The following is a 17457-nucleotide window of genomic DNA, read 5'->3' on the forward strand; positions in this document are numbered from 1 at the left end:
CTTTTTTCATGCCGGCAGGAAACTCCCCTGCCGGTCAGGCTGACTTAGTTTGCTGCCGCAACTGGCGCAGCGGCGGGAACATCGAGCGTAATCGCTTTCAAGCCCAGGATATTGCTGCTGTAGTGGCGGATCTTGTTGGCCAGGGCCGGATCGTTGTTCAGCTTTTGGCCATACGACGGCACCATTTCCACCATCTTCGCTTGCCATTCCGGCGTGGCCAGACGGCTCTTGAATGCCGTTTGCAGCACCTTGATCATGATCGGCGGCGCGGTCGAAGCGCCTGGCGATGCACCCAGCAGGGCAACGATGCTGCCATCAGCGGCGCCGACGACTTCCGTGCCGAACTGCAGCAAGCCGCCTTTAACTGGGTCATCCTTGACGATCTGCACGCGCTGGCCGGCGTTTTGCAGGGTCCAGTCTTCCATCTTGGCGTTCGGCAGGTATTCACGCAGGGTTTTCAAACGGTCTTCCGGCGTGTTCATGACCTGTTCCACCAGGTATTTCGTCAACGGAATATTGTCGTAACCGGCCTGCAGCATCGGTTTCACGTTGCCCGTGCCGATCGAGGCAGGCAAGTCGATCCACGAACCGTTTTTCAGGAACTTGGTCGAGAAGGTGGCAAACGGGCCAAACAGCAGGGCTTTCTTGCCATCGATGATGCGCGTGTCCAAATGCGGCACGGACATCGGCGGCGAACCGACGGACGCCTTGCCGTAGACCTTGGCCGCATGCGCCGCCACCAGCTCCGGATTGGTCGTCACCAGCCACTGGCCGCCCACCGGCACGCCGCCGTAACCCTTGGCTTCAGGAATGCCCGATTTTTCCAGCAGGGGCAGCGAACCGCCGCCCGCGCCGATGAAGACAAACTTGGCGCGCATGGTTTTTTCCGTGCCGGCGTTCAAGTCTTTCACCGTCACGTTCCACACGCCATCGGCGCCGCGCTGAATGTCTTCCACCTGGTGGCGCAGGTGCAGGATCATGCCATGGCTGTCCGTCAGATATTTCACGAGACCGCGCGTGAGATTGCCGAAATTGACGTCGGTACCGATTTCCATGCGCGTCGCCGCCACTTTCTGGCCCTTGTCGCGCCCTTGCATGACGAGCGGCGCCCACTGCTCGATCTGCGCCTGGTCTTCCGAGTACAGCATGCCCTTGAACAGGTTTTCCTTTTGCAGCGCGGCGTAGCGCTTCTTCAAAAAGGCAATATTGTCGTCGCCCCACACAAAGGCCATGTGCGGCACATTGTTGATGAAGGTTTGCGGCGCGCCCAGGTGCTTGTTGGCCACCTGATAGGCCCAGAATTGCTTGGAAATTTCGAATTGCTCGTTGATGGCAACGGCTTTCTTGGTCTCGATGCTGCCATCGGCCGCTTCCGGCGTGTAATTCAGCTCGGCAAACGCCGAGTGGCCCGTGCCTGCGTTGTTCATCGCGTCCGAACTTTCGGCGGCCACGGAATCGAGGCGCTCGACCATTTCCATCGTCAGCGACGGGTCGAGTTCCTTGAGCATGCTGCCCAGGGTGGCGCTCATGGTGCCGGCGCCGATCAGCAGCACGTCGACCGGTTTTTCGGACGAGGCCGGAGGGGTCTTGTTACATGCCGCCAGGATCAGGCACGACATCAAAAGTAATAGCGATTTACGCATACGTAACTCCGTTTATGAATACTGAAGGATGATTCTTGCGCGCCACCGTGGCGGCACCATCGCTGCATGGAATGCAAACAGCCAGCCAGCCGGAACGCCAGGGCGGCCGGACAGGTCGATGTCGATGGTGATAGGCATGCTGCCGCGCTCCGGGATAAGCCAGGAGCAAGATCTGGTGGCAAAAGTGCGGGCAATGGAAACAGGGGAATGGCAATAAAATCGCCGTCATGTCCAGTGCAAATATCAAGAGCGGCGATTTTATCACCGTTATTTGGCGCCGCCGGGCCGTGGCGGTAGTGGATAATACTTACTGCAGGGTATTAAATTTCGGTGACTATCGGGTCATGAAAGCAGGCGCCGGACGACAAAAAGGGCATCCTCGATGCCCTTCGTTGACGTACGCGGTACAATGCCGGCTGCCCTTTAGCCATATCATTCAGCCATGTTCAACCCCTCTTCCGACGACGTGCGCCGCTTCTTTTGCGACACCTTGCGCAAGCACCGCGCCCATGAAATCCTCACGCCGATGGAAGCCATCGCGCTCGACTGGATACTCGAACACCCCGAGTATGAAAACGAGCTCTCCGACGTCGAAGCGGCGCTGGCGCGCGACTACTCCGTCGAAGGGGGCCAGGCCAATCCCTTCCTGCACCTGTCCATGCATCTGTCGATCACGGAGCAGGTGCAGGTGGACCAGCCGCGCGGCATCCGCCCGGCCGTCCAGCAGCTGACCCAGCGCCTCGATTCGGCCCATGCGGCCCAGCACGAAGTGATGGAATGCCTGGGCCAGATGATCTGGGCTTCACAGCGCTCGGGCTTGCCGCCGGATACTGAAGCCTACATCGACTGCGTCCGCCGCCGGTAGGAACACCTGTCAAAACCTACTGCGCGTCGCGCTTTGCGGCCTGCGATGCTCACCGTACTAGAGTACGGTTGCGCTTCTTAGCCACAAATCGCTGCCGCTCGCTACGGTTTTGCCAGGTGTTTTACCAGTATTGCCTCACATCGACTTTACTGCCTCCTTCATACGCTGAGGCAAGGCCTGCGCAGGTCCCTTTTCCATCAATCCCAGCACCACCTGCAGCGCCATGGCGATGGCGCCGCCGATGAAGACCACGTCGCCGAAAGTACGCACCCAGCGCAGGTTCTGCAGCAGCGGCTGCTGCATGAACGCTTCGCTGCGCGCATACCACAGGCCTTCCGTCACACTGGCGTGGAACTGGATGATGCCTATCGGCAGCAAGCTGGTAAAGATCATCAGCACCAAACCTGCATTCAAGCCCCAGAACGCCGTCTTCATCAAGGCAGGGCTGAAGCGGTAGTCGGGACGCAGATAGCGCAGCACCAGCAAGGTAAAGCCCAGCGCCAGGAAACCGTACACGCCGAACAGCGCCGCATGCGCATGCACGGGGGTCGTGTTCAAACCCTGGATGTAGTACAAGGCGACGGGCGGATTGATCATGAAGCCCAGCACGCCCGCGCCCAGCATGTTCCAGAAGGCGACGGCGACAAAGCACATCAGCGGCCAGCGCAGGTTTTCCATCCATGGCGCGCGCTCCTTCAGGCGCCAGTTTTCCCACGCTTCATGTCCCAGCACGATCAGCGGCACCACTTCCAGCGCACTGAAGCTCGCGCCGATGGCCATCACGGGCGTGGTGGTGCCGGCGAAGTACAGGTGGTGGAAAGTGCCGGGTATCCCGCCCAGCATAAACAGCGAGGCAGAGGCCAGGCTGGCCGCCGTAGCCATGCGCACCGACACCAGGCCCAGGGTCGAGAAGATGAAGGCCAGCGCCGTCGTGGCGAACACTTCGAAGAAACCCTCCACCCACAGGTGCACCACCCACCAGCGCCAGTATTCCATCACGGACAAGTGCGTGCGTTCGCCGTAGAACAGGCCGGCGCCGTAGAACAGGCCGATGGCGCCCACGGATGCGGTCAAGAGCGCCAGCAAATTCTTGTCGCCGCCCGGCTTGCGCAGGGCCGGCACGACGCCGCGCAGCATCAAGACGAGCCACAGCAAAATGCCCACGTATTTACCGATCTGCCACAAGCGTCCCAGGTCCACATATTCATAACCCTGGTGGCCCAGCCAGAAATTCCACTCGGGCGGCATCACTTGCGCGATGGCCAGGTAGTTGCCGATGAACGAGCCGACAACGACGGCGACGAGGGCCCAGAACAGCACGTCGACACCGAGGCGCTGCCACTTGGGGTCCTTGCCGCCATTGATCAGGGGCGCGAGGAACAGGCCGGCGGCCAGAAAGCCCGTGGCAATCCAGAACAGCGCGGCCTGGATATGCCAGGTGCGCGTGAGCGCATACGGGAACCAGCGCGACACGTCGATGCCGTAGAACTGCTGCCCTTCCACCGTGTAGTGCGCCGTGAAGCCGCCGATGAAGACCTGGAAGATGAACAGCGCCACCACGAGGAACAGATATTTCCCCAGTCCCCGCTGCGAAGGCGTCAGCGCGAACGTGGTGAGCGGGTCGCGCGGACCGGCCGCCGGCAGCGCTTCGTCATGGTCGCGCAAGAAGGCCCAGCCCCAGACGAGGAAGCCCACGCCTGCCAGCAGCACCACCACGCTGGCAACCGACCAGACGAGGTTTTCGCCGCTGGGCTGGTTGCCGATCAGCGGTTCGTGCGGCCAGTTGTTCGTATAGGTCACTTTCTGGCCAGGACGTTCGGTGGCGGCCGCCCACGCCGTCCAGAAGAAGAACTGCGTCATCTGCGCGCGCCGCTCGGCGCTGGGCAGGGTGTTTTCCTTCATGGCGAAGTGTTCGCGGCTGGCGTGCAGCGTCGGCGCGTCGGAAAACAGCTGGTCGTAATAATGCGCCGTGTTGGCGATCGCTTGCACGCGGCGCGGCGACAGTCGCAGCACTTGCGCATCATCGGTCCGGTTGCCCCGGTATTCAAGCTTGAGCGCTTCGCGCAGCGCCGCCTGCGCGGGGCCGTCGAGCGCCGCATAGGCCTTGCCATGCTGCTCTTGCGCGGCCAGTTCCAGCCAGGCCGTCAGTTCGCGGTGCAGCCAGTCGGCCGTCCAGTCGGGCGCCTGGTAGGCGCCGTGGCCCCAGATGGAGCCCAGCTGCATGCCGCCGACCGATTGCCAGGCCGTCTGGCCGTCGAGGATGCCCTCGCGGTCGAACAGCTGCCGGCCATCCTGCGCCAGCACTTGCGCAGGGATGGGCGGCGCCTGCCGGTAGACTTCCGTGCCGTAGTAGCCGAGCAGCGAAAACGTCACGATCAGCACACCGATCAGGGTGAACCAGAGTTTTTTGTAGGGACCCATGGGTCTTTCCTTTGTCAGTGCACCACGGCCGGCGCAAAGCGCTCGAACAGGATATTGTTTTCAGTGTGAATATGCGCCATCAGGTCTTCGCGGAAGGTGCGCAAGCCCGTGTACAGCGCGCGCCAGGTGGTGCAGGCGCCGGCCGGCGCGGTGATGTCGTTCGTCATCGCCTCCATCGCGCGCAAGGCCACGCCGTGGTCGTCGTGCTCCATGCGCATCACGTTGATGGGTGCGCCGGCCCGGGGGCCCTGGCCGCGCACGATCATGGGGAACAGCACGTCTTCTTCCTTGCGCATATGGCTTTCCAGTTCCTGCGCCATGGCCGACAGGTGCTCCGCCAGCCCGTGCGGACAGTCGGCGCGGTCGCCATGCACCTGCTCGACCTTGCGCGCCAGGCGTATCAGCTCGGGCAGCTGCTCGCGGTGCACGGCGTGGTAGCGCGACAGGATGTGTTCCACCAGCTCGGCGGCCGAAGCTTCCTGCCAGTCACGCTCGCCGCTGGCGTCAGCCCGTCCCGCCAGCACCTGCAGTTCCTTGACGATGGGCGCCGTGTCCACGCCGGCCGCTTCGGCCGCCGCGCGCAGGGTCTTGTTGCCGCCGCAGCAGAAATCCAGGCGGTGGGCATCGAACAGGCGCGTGGCGCCGGGGATGCGGCGGGCCAGCTGGCCCAGGGATAGCTCGATCATTTCCATAATGGTTCCTTGAGGATGAATAGGTAGATTTATTGCACCGCGCCCGCGTGGTAGACGCCGGGCACGGGTTCGCCAGTCACTTCCAGCACGCCCACGGCTCCCTTGCCGGCGCGCGACAGCGCATGGTCGACCAGCAGATAGCTGCCAGGGTGCTGTACCTTGAGTTCGACGATGGTCGCGCCACCCGGTGCCACCAGGGTGGTCTGCACGTCGTGTTTCGGGCTGCTGATCGAGCCTTCGCTGTACACCTTGTCGAAGATCTCGCCGATGATGTGGAACGATGAAATCTTGTTCGGGCCGCCGACGCCAAAGTAGATGCGCACCGTCTCGCCCACTTTCGCCTGCAGTTTGTGCGTCTTGCTCAGGGCGCCCACTTCGCCATTGAAGACGTAGTAGTCGGGCAGTTCATTGGCCATTTTTTCCAGGTTCGCTTCCTGGTGCACGGGCGCGCCGTGCGGACGGCCCGTGTACATCTCGCCCTGCATCACGTAATACTCACGGTCCACCTTGGACAGGCCGCCTTCCGGTTCGACCAGGATCATGCCGTACATGCCGGCCGCGATATGCTGCGGCACCAGCGGCGTGGCGCAGTGGTACACGAACAGGCCCGGGTTGAGCGCCTTGAAGGTGACGGTCTTTTCCTGGCCCGGCGCCACCTGCGTGTGCTGTCCGCCGCCATGGCCGCCGGTCACGGCGTGCAGGTCGATCGAGTGGATCATCTTGCTGTCCTTGGCGTTGAACAGGGTCAGTTCCACCGTGTCGCCCACCTTCGCGCGCAGCATGGGGCCGGGCACCTGGCGATTGAAAGTCCAGTAGGTAAAACTGGTGCCGTCATCGAGCTTGCCCGGCAGTTCCACCGTCTCCATACGGTATTTCAGGGTTTGCGGCGCGCGTGCGCCGATGGCGGTCGGCACGGAGGCGGGATTGGCCGCCACGTTGACGGCCGAAGGATCGGGGCCGCGCATCGGCGACGGCGCGGGCGTGTACAGGGCCAGCGCCGCGGCCTGGCTCGATTCGCTGGCAGCCTTCGGCGCCGCCGTCTCGGCCAGCGAAGTGCCGCTCACTTCCAGCTTGCCTTCCATGCCGATCTGGCGGTGGCCGGGGATCGAGCAGTAATAGGTGAACGTGCCGGCGCGCGTGACCTTGAAGCGCACGGTGGTGCTGCCGCTGTTGGCGCTGAACTTGGCGGATGCGACGTTCAGTTCCGGGATCAGCAGATCGTGCTCGGCACCTTCGCCGCTTTTCAGCACGAGTTCCACCGTGTCGCCCACCTTGGCCGCCAGCACGGGGTTGACCTGGCCCTTGGCGTCGATGAAGACCATCTTGCCGTCGACGATATTGGTTTGCAGTTCGTAGCGTTTCAGCGTGGCGGCGGCAGAAGATTTAGCGGCAGTGGCGGCGGCACTGGCCGGCAGGCTGGCCTGGGCTTGCACGGACAGGGGCATGGCCAGTACGCAGACGGCGGCGGCAATGGCGTGGAGGGAGGGAGTCGTTTTCATCAGGCTTTCCTTGGTCTTGTATGCCGGTTCGGCACTCTTACCTAGGCAATCCGTGTGCCAGGAAAAACTTGTTTTAAATCAACGATTTGAAAAATGCACGGTCGGCATGACCCTCTTTGAGCGTGGTCCGTTGTACCCTGCATGGTACTTATGACCACCACCGCCATCCACCTGCTGCTGCTCACCGACCTGGTCGCCGACCTGCCCGTGGCCGTGCGCCTGCAGCGCCTCGTCGGCAGCCTGCGCGCGCACTTCGGCTGCGAGGCCGTGGCCTTGCTCAAGCTCGATGGCGAGCATTTGCGCCCCGTGGCGATGGCCGGCCTGGCCAGCGACGCGCTGGGACGCCGCTTCGCCGTCGCCGACCATCCGCGCCTGGCCGCCATCCTGCAACGGCGCGGCGTGTTGTGCTTCCATCACGACAGTTCCCTGCCCGATCCCTACGATGGCCTGATCGCCGAGCGGGCCGGCGAGCCGCTGCCCGTGCATGACTGCATGGGCATGGCGCTGGACCTGGAAGGCGAACGCTGGGGCGTGATCACGCTCGACGCGCTGCAGGTAGGCACCTTCGACGGACAGGCCCAGCGCGACCTGGGCGAACTGGCCTGCGCCATCGAAGCGGCCGTGCGCGTGACCCGCCTGGAAACGGAAATCCGCGCCCTGCGCCTGTCGGGCGGCGCCATGCTGGCCGATGCGCAAGCGCCTCGCGAGGAACACGATTTCGTGGGCCAGAGCAGCGCCATCACGCACTTGCTGCACGAATTGCAGGTGGTCGCCGATTCCGAGCTGCCCGTACTGCTGCTGGGCGAAACGGGCGTGGGCAAGGAGCTGTGCGCGCACCGCCTGCATCGGCTGTCGCGCCGCGCGGGCAAGCCTTTGATCCACGTCAATTGCGCGGCCTTGCCCGAGTCGCTGGCCGAAAGCGAATTGTTCGGCCATGTGCGCGGTGCGTTTTCCGGCGCCGTCAGCGACCGGCCCGGGCGCTTCGAGGCGGCCGAAGGAGGCACCCTGTTTCTCGATGAAGTGGGCGAATTGCCATTGTCGATACAGGCCAAGCTGCTGCGCACCTTGCAAAATGGCGAAATCCAGCGCCTGGGCGCGGACCGGCCGCGCCGGGTCAACGTGCGCGTGATCGCCGCCACCAACCGCAGCTTGCGCGAACACGTGCGCGACGGCTCGTTCCGCGCCGACCTGTACCACCGTTTATCCGTGTATCCCGTGCCGATTCCGCCGCTGCGCGAGCGGGGCAATGACGTGCTGCTGCTGGCGGGCGGCTTCCTGGAACTGAACCGCGCGCGCCTGGGCTTGCGCAGCCTGCGCCTGTCCGCCGCGGCGGAAAACGCCCTGTGCCACTACCGCTGGCCGGGCAATGTGCGCGAACTCGAACATGTGATCAGCCGGGCAGCGCTGAAAGCCGTGATACGCGGCGCGGACCGCAAGGACATCGTGACCCTGGAAACGGATATGCTCGACCTCGACGCGCTGGAAGCGCCGGCCGGCACGGAGGCGCTGCCGTTGCCGCCAGCCGCGTGCGGCACGCCAGCGGCGCCGCTGCTATCGATGCATCAGATCGTGGAAGCGAGCCAGCGCCAGGCCATCCGGCAAGCGCTGGTGCAGCATCAGGATAACTGGGCCGCCGCCGCGCGGCAGTTGGGGCTGGACGCCAGCAATCTGCATAAACTTGCTCGCCGGGTGGGGCTGAAAGCCTGAGCCGGCGTTACCGCTCAGCGGTGGGTCACCAGGCTGGTCGGCAAGCTGTGCAGATAGGCGGCCAGGTCCTTGATGTCCTGGTTGCTCAACGGTTTTACCTGGCCCGTCATGATGGCGTTATTGCGGCCGTTGGCCTTGTCGCCCCGTTTATACGCGGTCAGCGCGTGTTCCAGGTAATCCTTGTGCTGGCCCGCCAGTTTCGGGTACGACGGGTCGATGGGCGAGCCGTAATCCTTGCCGTGGCAGGTGGCGCAACTGTACTTTTCGGCCAGGGCTTTACCCGTATTGATATTGCCGGCGGCGCTGGCGGAAAACGAGACGGTGGCGCAAACGAGGGCGGCGAGTAGTGTTTTCATCATCTGGCTGGTCCTCAGTTCGGCTTGGCTTGTTGCGCGTAATACGCGGCGACATCGGCGATATCCTGGTCCGACAGGCTGCTGGCGATGCCCTTCATGCTGGGGTGCTTGCGGTCGCCCTTCTTGTACGCTTGCAGCGCATTCTCGATATATTTTGCCGGCTGGCCGCCGATCATCGGCACCTGGAACACTTCAGGGAAGGTTGCCTTGTAACCGGGAATGCCGTGGCAGCCGATACACATTTCCACCTTGGCAGGGGCTGCCTTGGCGTTTCCTACAATGTCAGCCGCTGTGACGGCATTTGCTATGCCGGCAAGCACGAGAAGTGCAAATATTTTTTTCATAGTGGCAATGTGAACAAAGGTAATCGGAGAAACGCCAGAGCTGGTTTTTATTGATTTTATGTGTTGACAATTAAGGTTGCCAATTAATCTGCTGCTTGCCGATTCTAGCCAAGATATTCTTGCAAGTCCACCTATAAAACCCGCATTGTAGGCAGGCAGGCACAGGCCGTCCGCGTGGCAGTACGCCACAGTTCTGTTTATACTCACCATTTCCCCACTTTGGCAGAACGCTCATGCAAGCTCAGCACACCCAGCAAGGCCAACGCTTCGAAGGTTCCGACAGCTACGTCGCCACCGCCGACCTGAAACTGGCCGTGAATGCGGCGCTGACCCTGCAACGCCCGCTGCTGATCAAGGGCGAGCCGGGTACGGGCAAGACCATGCTGGCCGAGGAAGTGGCCGCCGCGCTGAACATGCCGCTGATGCAGTGGCATATCAAATCGACCACCAAGGCGCAGCAGGGCCTGTACGAATACGATGCCGTGTCGCGCCTGCGCGATTCACAGCTGGGCGACGAGCGCGTGCGCGACATCCAGAACTACATCGTCAAGGGCGTGCTGTGGCAGGCGTTCACGGCGCCCGAACCGGTGGTGCTCCTGATCGATGAAATCGACAAGGCCGACATCGAATTCCCGAACGACCTGCTGCGCGAACTGGACCGCATGGAATTCTATGTGTACGAGACGCGAGAAATGGTCACGGCGCGCCACCGCCCGCTCGTCATCATCACCTCGAACAACGAGAAGGAATTGCCGGACGCCTTTTTGCGCCGCTGCTTCTTCCACTACATCAAATTCCCGGACAAGGACACGATGGAGCAGATCGTCGCCGTCCACTACCCGCATCTGAAACAGGAATTGCTGGCGCAGGCGCTGCAAACCTTCTATGAGGTGCGCGACGTGCCTGGCCTGAAGAAAAAGCCGTCGACGTCGGAATTTCTCGACTGGCTGAAACTCCTGCTGGCCGAGGACATCCCGGCCGAAGCCTTGCGCAGCAAGGACAACAAGGCCGTCGTGCCGCCGCTGCACGGCGCGCTGCTGAAAAACGAGCAGGACGTGCACCTGTTCGAGCGTCTGATGTTCATGTCGCGCACCAACCGCTAAGGAGCGCCGGTGAACGACATCAGCTCCGACAAGGTCTTCGTCCCCCTGGAACTGCACGGCATCCGCCTCGAAGCGCTGGCGCCGCACCATGCGGCCGGCCTGCGCGCGGCGGCCATGGATGGCGAACTGTGGAATCTGCGCGTCACCTCCGTGCCCGAACCGGAGCAGGTGGACCAGTACATTTTCAAGGGCATCGAGATGCGCCCCACGCGCTTCGCCTTTGCCGTCGTCGACGCGGCCAGCGGCGAGGTGCTCGGCACCACCAGCTATCACGACGTGGTGCCGGCCATCGGACGCCTGGAAATCGGCTACACCTGGTATGCGAAGCGCTGCCAGCGCAGCCACGTCAACACCACCTGCAAATTGCTGCTGCTGGCGCACGCCTTCGACACGCTCGGCTACGCGCTGGTGGGCCTGCGCACCGACAATTTCAACCACGCCTCGCAGGCGGCCATCGAACGCCTGGGCGCGAAAAAGGATGGCGTGCTGCGCCACCATGCGCTGCGCCGCGACGGCACCGTGCGCGACACCGTCATGTACAGCATCACGCGCGGCGAGTGGCCGGAAATCGCCGCCCATTTGCGCTACAAGCTGGCGCAGCGCCCCATCGCCGCACTGCCCCGCGCGGGAGAGCGCGCGCCATGCTGATCGATTTCTTCTTCACGCTCAAGGATGCGAAGATTCCCGTCTCGATCAAGGAATTTCTGACCCTTCTTGAAGCGCTGCAAAAGAACGTCATCGATGCCTCGATGGATGATTTCTACTATCTGGCGCGCCTGACCCTGGTCAAGGATGAAGCCCATTTCGACAAGTTCGACCGCGCGTTTGCCCAGTACTTCAAGGGCGTCAACGCGGCCTTCGACACGAACGCGGCGATTCCGCTCGACTGGCTGCTGAAACGCATGCAGCGCGAACTGTCCGAGGAGCAGAAGGCGCAGCTGGAAAAATTCGGCTACGACAAGCTGATGGACCGCCTGAACGAGCTGCTGAAGGAGCAGAAGGAGCGCCACGAAGGTGGCAGCAAGTGGATCGGCACGGGCGGCACGTCGCCGTTCGGCAATGGCGGCACGAATCCGGAAGGCATCCGCATCGGCGGCAAGGGCGGCAACCGCACGGCCGTGAAAGTGTGGGAAGCGCGCAGCTACAAGGATTACGACGGCGAGCGCGAACTGGGCACGCGCAACATCAAGGTGGCCTTGCGCCGCCTGCGCAAGTTCGCGCGCGAAGGCGCGGAAGACGAACTGGCGCTCGACGCCACCATCGCCGCCACGGCGAACAATGCGGGCTACCTCGACATCAGGATGCGGCCCGAGCGCAAGAACCGCATCAAGGTGCTGATGCTGTTGGACGTGGGCGGCAGCATGGACGACCATATCGAGCGCACCGAGGAACTGTTTTCGGCGGCGAAGACGGAATTCAAGAACATGGAGTTCTTTTACTTCCATAACTGCGTCTACGATTACCTGTGGAAGAACAACCGGCGCCGCAATGCCGAGCGTTTTCCCACCTGGGACGTGCTGCGCAAATACCCGCCCGACACCAAGCTGATCTTCGTCGGCGACGCCACCATGAGCCCTTACGAAATCCTGCAGCCGGGCGGCAGCGTCGAATACAACAACGAGGAAGCAGGATCGACGTGGCTGGCGCGCTTTACCCAGGCGTTCCCGAAATTCATCTGGCTCAATCCGGAATCGGAAGGCTTGTGGCAATACCGCCAGTCGATCGGCGTGATGCGGCAGTTGATGAACAACCGCATGTTCCCCCTGTCGATCGACGGGCTGGAACGGGGCATGCGCCTGCTCAGTAAATAAAAGCACCTAACAAAAAGTCCATGGCGGCAGGGGGCCGCCATGCCGTACACTGCGACACGGCACTACCGTGCGGAGCATCTCCGCTGCGGGCGGGTACCATACGCTGATACCAGCCCTGCCCTACCCTGCTGCATCCCGTGCGCGGCCGCCATGGCCGCGACACTGTTCGATTGCGCACATCGTGCGCGCCTTCTGCTCCGGTAGAATCGGCGCATCGCTCTGCGCAAACTATGCACCACCGCTGCACCACGACATAGCCGCGCCAGCCCCCGTGCTGCCGGCCGGTGCCAGCGCCACTTCAAAGGAATGAGCATGCAAAGTCTGATCTCGATCGCCGCCGACCTGTCCTGGCCGTTCGCCATTACCCTGGCCTGGGTGGTGGGCGAATTCGGCCACCGCTGGACGGGCCTGCCGCGCATCAGTTTTTACGGCGTGATCGGCTTCGTCCTCGCGCAGACGCAGGTAGGCATCCTGCCGCAGACGGACGCCGGCCCCATGCTGGTGCTGGCCGACGTGGCCTTCGGCCTGATCCTGTTCGAGGTGGGCTACCGCATCAACCTGCGCTGGCTGAAGAACAACCCGTGGATCGCCGTCACGGGCCTGGTCGAATCGCTGCTGACGTTTGCCGTCGTCTACTTCATCGGCATCGAATTCGGCAGCACCTCGATGACGGCGCTGCTGCTGGCGTCGCTGGCCATGTCCACCTCGCCGGCCACCATCATGCGCGTCATCAACGAGGAACGCAGTTCGGGCCAGGTCACGGAACGCATCGTCCACCTCACGGCCTTGAATTGCGTGCTGGCCGTCTTCACGTTCAACATCATCGTCGGCTTCTGGATGTTCCAAAGTTCCACCGACCTGATCGAGGCGAGCAGCAGCAGCGCCGCCGTGCTGGCCGCCTCGGTGGCCGCCGGCACCGTCTTCGGCATCGTCGTGCCGGCCATGCTGCGCCGCCTGGGCAATATGGCGCAGGACGCCACCGTGGCGTTCGCGCTGTCGGTGATGCTGCTCGTCGCCCTCACCTACACCACCAGCCTGTCGCCGCTGTTGGCCACGCTCACCTTCGGCCTGGTGGCGCGCCACCGCCGTGTCGCCTTCAGCCAGGCGCAGCGCAATTTCGGCGCCATGGGCGAGCTGTTGACGGTACTGCTGTTCGTGTATGCCGCCTCGACCCTGGAATGGGCCAGCGTGACGGCCGGCGCGGGCCTGGCCCTGGCCGTCGTCGGCGGACGCTTGCTGACGAAGGTCGCCGGCGTGGCCGCGTTTTCGCACGTGAGCGGCATTTCCTGGCGCAAGGGCGTGCTGACGGGCGTGGCGCTGACGCCCGTTTCCGTCTTCATCATCCTGCTGCTCGAACACGCGCGCCAGCACGGCGTGAACTTCGGTGACGAATTGAACGCCCTGGCCGCCATCACCCTGGGCCTGGAACTGGTCGGCCCCGTGCTGGTGCAGCGCGTGCTGATGCTGGCCAAAGAAACCCACGAAATCAAGGAGCGCTAAATGCCGCTGGAACCCTTTGGCCAATCGGCCGCGCTGACCTTCGGCGTCGAACTGGAACTGCAACTGGTGAACCTGTCGGACTACGACTTGACGGCCGCCAGCCCCGACTTGCTGCACCTGCTGAATAAAAAGCCGTTCCCCGGCAACGTCACGCCGGAAATCACCGAGAGCATGATCGAGATCAACTCGAGCGTGCACACACATCACGGCCCTTTGCTGGAGCAGTTGCAGGAAATCCGCGACACCTTGATCACGGCCGGCGACAAGCTCAATATCGGCATCGCAGGCGGCGGCACGCATCCGTTCCAGCAATGGTCCTCGCAAAAGATCTTTTCCAAGCCCCGCTTCCAGGAAATCTCGGAACTGTACGGCTACCTGGCCAAGCAGTTCACCATCTTCGGCCAGCACGTGCACATCGGCTGCGCCTCGGGCGATGACGCCATGTTCCTGCTGCATTCGCTGAACCGCTACATCCCCCACTTCATCGCCCTGTCGGCGTCCTCGCCCTACGTGCAGGGGCGCGACACCCTGTTCGACTCGGCCCGCCTGAACTCCGTGTTCGCGTTTCCCATGAGTGGACGCGCACCGTTCACCTTGAGCTGGGACCAGTTCTCCAACGAATATTTCGCCAAGATGGAGAACACGGGCATCATCAAGAGCATGAAGGATTTTTACTGGGATATCCGTCCCAAGCCGGAATTCGGCACCATCGAACTGCGCGTGTGCGACACGCCGCTGACGGTGGAACGGGCCGCCGCGCTGGCCGCCTACCTGCAGGCGCTATGCCGCTACCTGCTCGAACGCAAGGAAGCCCCGCCCGTGGAAGACGATTACCTCGTATATAACTACAACCGCTTCCAGGCTTGCCGCTTCGGCCTCGATGGTGCCATCACGCATCCGAAAACCTACGAAACGATGTCCCTGCGCGAAGACATCATGACCACCCTGCGCAAGATGGAGCCGCACGCCGAGGCGCTGGGCAGCACGCCAGCCCTGAAACACCTGTCGGACGTGGCCAAGCAGTGGAGCGACGCGCAATACCTGCGCAAGCAGCACAATGTGCAGGGCAGCGCCGAGGGCATGGTCGATTCGGCGATCCGCTGCTTCCGTGGCGAGCCGATGAACTACTGACGCTGCCCAAGCGTAATCCGACTGGCGCCGCCAACAATGCTGTCGGATTACGGTCCTTCGGACCTAATCCGACCTACCCGTTTTTACCCCGACAACGCATGAATGACTGATGTTGCTCAGCCTGGGACCGTAGGCCGGATTAGCGGCATGGCCGCGTAATCCGACAACATTATTAGCGCTGGATAAAAAATATGACGGGCCTGGGCCTGTTCCAGACAGGCTTCCACGGCGAGACGCGCAATGTGATGTTCACCGTGCGCACGAAGTTTTAATCAACTGCCATACAGCGCCAGCGCCCAGGCTGGCGGGCGCAGTTCCAGCGCCAGGGAAAGGTATGCGGGATCGAAGCGCGCCGCCAGCAGGTAAACATTGGCGGCGCCCTTCGGCTCCCAATTTCCCGTAAAGCCCTTTTCGCCGGCCGCCACGCGCTTGCGGTCGAAGGGCACGGCGCTCTTCGCGAATTCCTCGTGCGTCTTTCTGCCCTGCGCATACGGCGCCAACCAGGCCAGCGCCTCGGCCAGGCGCCGCGCTTCCGGCGCGCCATACCAGTCGTCGCCATGCGCCTGCGCCATCAGGGCTGTCGTCAGCAGCGGCTCCAGGCTGTAGGTGGTGTAGTGCAGGGCGTCGCGCTGCTCGAAGTCGAACGGCACGCCGCCGACGCCGATATTGCGCGGCACGTGCGCCAGGAAGCGCTCTTTCGCGCGCGCGATCAGGAGCGAGTCACCCGTCACGTACGCGGCGGCCGTGCCGATCTTGATGCGGTGGCTGTGCCAGTTGTTGCGCGCCGTGGACGGGCCGCCCACCTTGATGGGGTCACTCAGATAGCCGTTCGCCAGGGTGCGGCAAAACGCCTGCACCTGCTCGCGTTCGACGCCGTTCAAGCGTTCCTGGACCAGGTCAAAGCCCATCAGCAAGCTGGCCAGCTCCGTCTCGTCGACGGGACTGAACGACGGCTGATAACTGCCACTCCAGGCCAGCAGCAGCTGGCGCGCCGCCTCGAAATGCGCCATCTCGCCCGACAGCCGCCAGGCCAGGGCCTGCAAGCGCGCCTGGCGCCAGTCTTCCTGCGCCTGCTGGCTGGTCTCGCGTCCGCCCTCTCCCTTCAGCAAGCCGCCCGTGCGCACTTCGGCCATCAGGTGCACGGGCCGCGCCGCATCCTTGCGCGCCGCCTTGAGCACCTGTTCGGCAACGGCCGGCGCCACCTGCGCCTTGAGCGTGCGGGCCCGCGCGGCGGAGGTCAGCGCAAACGGCAGCGGGCCGTCGTGCGGGCGTGGCGCCGCGCGCAAGCCCGCCAGGGGCAGCGCCAGCAGGCCGGCCAGCAGCGTGCGCCGGCGGATCAGATGCGCACTCAAAACCGCGTCTCCCGCGCCGCGCGCAAAAAGTTATCGAGGATGGGTGTGCAATCGAGCAGTTCGACGCCGCCCGCCGAATGGAATTCCGGGTGCCACTGCAAGCCCATGACGAAACGGGCCCGCTGGTAGCGGATGGCTTCGACGATGTTGTCTCCTTGCGAATACGCTTCCACGGTGACGTCGCGCCCCAGGTCCTTGACCGACTGGTGGTGGATGGAATTGACGAGCGCCTCGCCCGCCTTCGGGAACATGCCCGCCAGCGACGAGCCTTTCGGGAAGACGATGGTGTGACGGTGACGGTCATACAGGTCGTTGACGTGCGAGGTGGCGCCTTCCACGTCCGAAGCGATGTCCTGGTACAGGGTGCCGCCAAAGCCCACGTTGATTAGTTGGCAGCCGCGGCATATACCCAGCACGGGTTTGCCCGCGTCGACGAATTCGTGCAGCAGTTCCAGCTCGTACAGGTCGCGCGCGCGGTCGCCGTTCCATTCGGGCCGCGTGGCAGCCTCGGAATACGTCTGCGGCGAGACGTCGGCGCCGCCCTGCAGCACCAGGCCGTCCAGGTGGCGCGCATAGTGGCGCAAGGTGATGTTACTCGGGTGTAGCTGGCCGCTGGTATTGACGGTCGGGATCATGAACACCAGCACGTCGCGCGACATGACCCACTGGGCGATCGACTCTTCCAGGTATTGCAGATTCTTGCTGCGCAAGCCAGTGGCGCCAGGCTCGGGGTGAAAAATGCGCGCCGAGATGCCGATGCGCAGGGTGCGCCGCATGAAATCGCGGCTGGCCTTGTCGCGCATGGACCGGTAGCGCGACGAAATCACCCGCCAGGCCAGCGCCAGCGGCGTGTCGTTATCCTTCAGGTAGCGGGGGGCGGCGTCGCGCGCGCGGTGCTCGTCATCGGGCGCCCGGCGGCCCACCCGGTCGGGCCGCGCCGGTGCCGGCTCTGGCGCCGCTTGATCGGTGGACGGGGGCTGCTGGGGATCTTTTTCGTCTGACATGGCGGGGGCTGACTGAAAGCGGAGAACGG

15 protein-coding genes are annotated in these 17457 nt (G+C 63.4%); 7 read left to right on the forward strand and 8 right to left on the reverse strand.

Annotated elements, in window-relative coordinates:
- Positions 1–44: 44 nt before the first annotated feature.
- Positions 45–1643 (reverse strand): malate dehydrogenase (quinone), encoded by a 1599-nt coding sequence (gene mqo / locus GYK42_RS03135; protein WP_346768051.1) that lies wholly within the window; start codon positions 1641–1643, stop codon positions 45–47.
- Between the two features lie 442 nt (positions 1644–2085).
- Between mqo and GYK42_RS03140 the strand changes: the two genes are divergently transcribed.
- Complete coding sequence (locus GYK42_RS03140) at positions 2086–2508, forward strand: DUF1841 family protein (protein WP_034746547.1); 423 nt, start codon at positions 2086–2088, stop codon at positions 2506–2508.
- A 135-nt stretch (positions 2509–2643) separates the two neighbouring features.
- Here GYK42_RS03140 and GYK42_RS03145 read toward each other — a convergent pair whose 3' ends face one another.
- From GYK42_RS03145 to nirK, 3 genes are read right to left on the reverse strand one after another with little or no spacing between them, the layout of a single operon-like run.
- Positions 2644–4929 carry a nitric-oxide reductase large subunit gene (locus tag GYK42_RS03145; protein ID WP_166446307.1) on the reverse strand — a complete coding sequence of 762 codons (2286 nt, stop codon included), beginning with the start codon at positions 4927–4929 and terminating at the stop codon, positions 2644–2646.
- A gap of 14 nt (positions 4930–4943) precedes the next feature.
- Entirely contained in the window at positions 4944–5621 is a 678-nt protein-coding gene (gene ytfE / locus GYK42_RS03150; protein ID WP_166446308.1) for an iron-sulfur cluster repair protein YtfE, read from the reverse strand.
- Between the two features lie 29 nt (positions 5622–5650).
- Entirely contained in the window at positions 5651–7120 is a 1470-nt protein-coding gene (nirK, locus tag GYK42_RS03155; RefSeq protein WP_166446309.1) for a copper-containing nitrite reductase, read from the reverse strand.
- 150 nt (positions 7121–7270) lie between these two features.
- On the opposite strand from nirK, the gene norR reads away from it, so the two are divergent.
- Positions 7271–8827, forward strand: coding sequence for a nitric oxide reductase transcriptional regulator NorR (gene norR, locus GYK42_RS03160; RefSeq protein WP_166446310.1), 1557 nt, complete (start codon positions 7271–7273; stop codon positions 8825–8827).
- A gap of 14 nt (positions 8828–8841) precedes the next feature.
- Here the strand turns inward: norR and GYK42_RS03165 are convergent, their stop codons facing one another.
- Positions 8842–9183 carry a c-type cytochrome gene (locus GYK42_RS03165; RefSeq protein WP_166446605.1) on the reverse strand — a complete coding sequence of 114 codons (342 nt, stop codon included), beginning with the start codon at positions 9181–9183 and terminating at the stop codon, positions 8842–8844.
- A 14-nt stretch (positions 9184–9197) separates the two neighbouring features.
- Positions 9198–9527, reverse strand: a complete 330-nt coding sequence (locus GYK42_RS03170; protein WP_046684254.1) for a c-type cytochrome — start codon at positions 9525–9527, stop codon at positions 9198–9200.
- Positions 9528–9760: 233 nt separating this feature from the next.
- On the opposite strand from GYK42_RS03170, the gene GYK42_RS03175 reads away from it, so the two are divergent.
- From GYK42_RS03175 to GYK42_RS03195, 5 genes are all read left to right on the forward strand, one after another.
- The gene (locus GYK42_RS03175) at positions 9761–10630 is read left to right on the forward strand and encodes an AAA family ATPase (protein WP_034746522.1); all 870 of its coding nucleotides are present in this window, start codon (positions 9761–9763) and stop codon (positions 10628–10630) included.
- A 9-nt stretch (positions 10631–10639) separates the two neighbouring features.
- Complete coding sequence (locus GYK42_RS03180) at positions 10640–11278, forward strand: GNAT family N-acetyltransferase (RefSeq protein ID WP_166446311.1); 639 nt, start codon at positions 10640–10642, stop codon at positions 11276–11278.
- Positions 11272–12441: a vWA domain-containing protein gene (locus GYK42_RS03185; RefSeq protein WP_070256030.1), complete on the forward strand. Its 1170-nt coding sequence runs from the start codon at positions 11272–11274 to the stop codon at positions 12439–12441. Before GYK42_RS03180 ends, GYK42_RS03185 begins: the two co-directional genes overlap by 7 nt.
- 312 nt (positions 12442–12753) lie before the next feature.
- Positions 12754–13941: a cation:proton antiporter gene (locus GYK42_RS03190; protein ID WP_046684256.1), complete on the forward strand. Its 1188-nt coding sequence runs from the start codon at positions 12754–12756 to the stop codon at positions 13939–13941.
- A complete protein-coding gene (locus GYK42_RS03195; protein WP_166446312.1) occupies positions 13942–15072 on the forward strand; it encodes a YbdK family carboxylate-amine ligase in 1131 nt (376 codons plus the stop codon).
- A gap of 272 nt (positions 15073–15344) precedes the next feature.
- On the opposite strand, the gene GYK42_RS03200 is transcribed toward GYK42_RS03195, so the two are convergent.
- Together GYK42_RS03200 and GYK42_RS03205 are read right to left on the reverse strand one after the other, a co-directional pair.
- On the reverse strand, positions 15345–16424 hold the full coding sequence (locus GYK42_RS03200; RefSeq protein WP_166446313.1) for an alginate lyase family protein: 1080 nt from the start codon (positions 16422–16424) through the stop codon (positions 15345–15347).
- A complete protein-coding gene (locus GYK42_RS03205) occupies positions 16421–17428 on the reverse strand; it encodes a gamma-glutamyl-gamma-aminobutyrate hydrolase family protein (RefSeq protein WP_200968961.1) in 1008 nt (335 codons plus the stop codon). Before GYK42_RS03205 ends, GYK42_RS03200 begins: the two co-directional genes overlap by 4 nt.
- Positions 17429–17457: the final 29 nt, after the last annotated feature.

It is taken from the genome of Janthinobacterium lividum, assembly GCF_011601275.1.
Taxonomy (GTDB): Bacteria; Pseudomonadota; Gammaproteobacteria; order Burkholderiales; family Burkholderiaceae_D; genus Janthinobacterium; species Janthinobacterium lividum_E.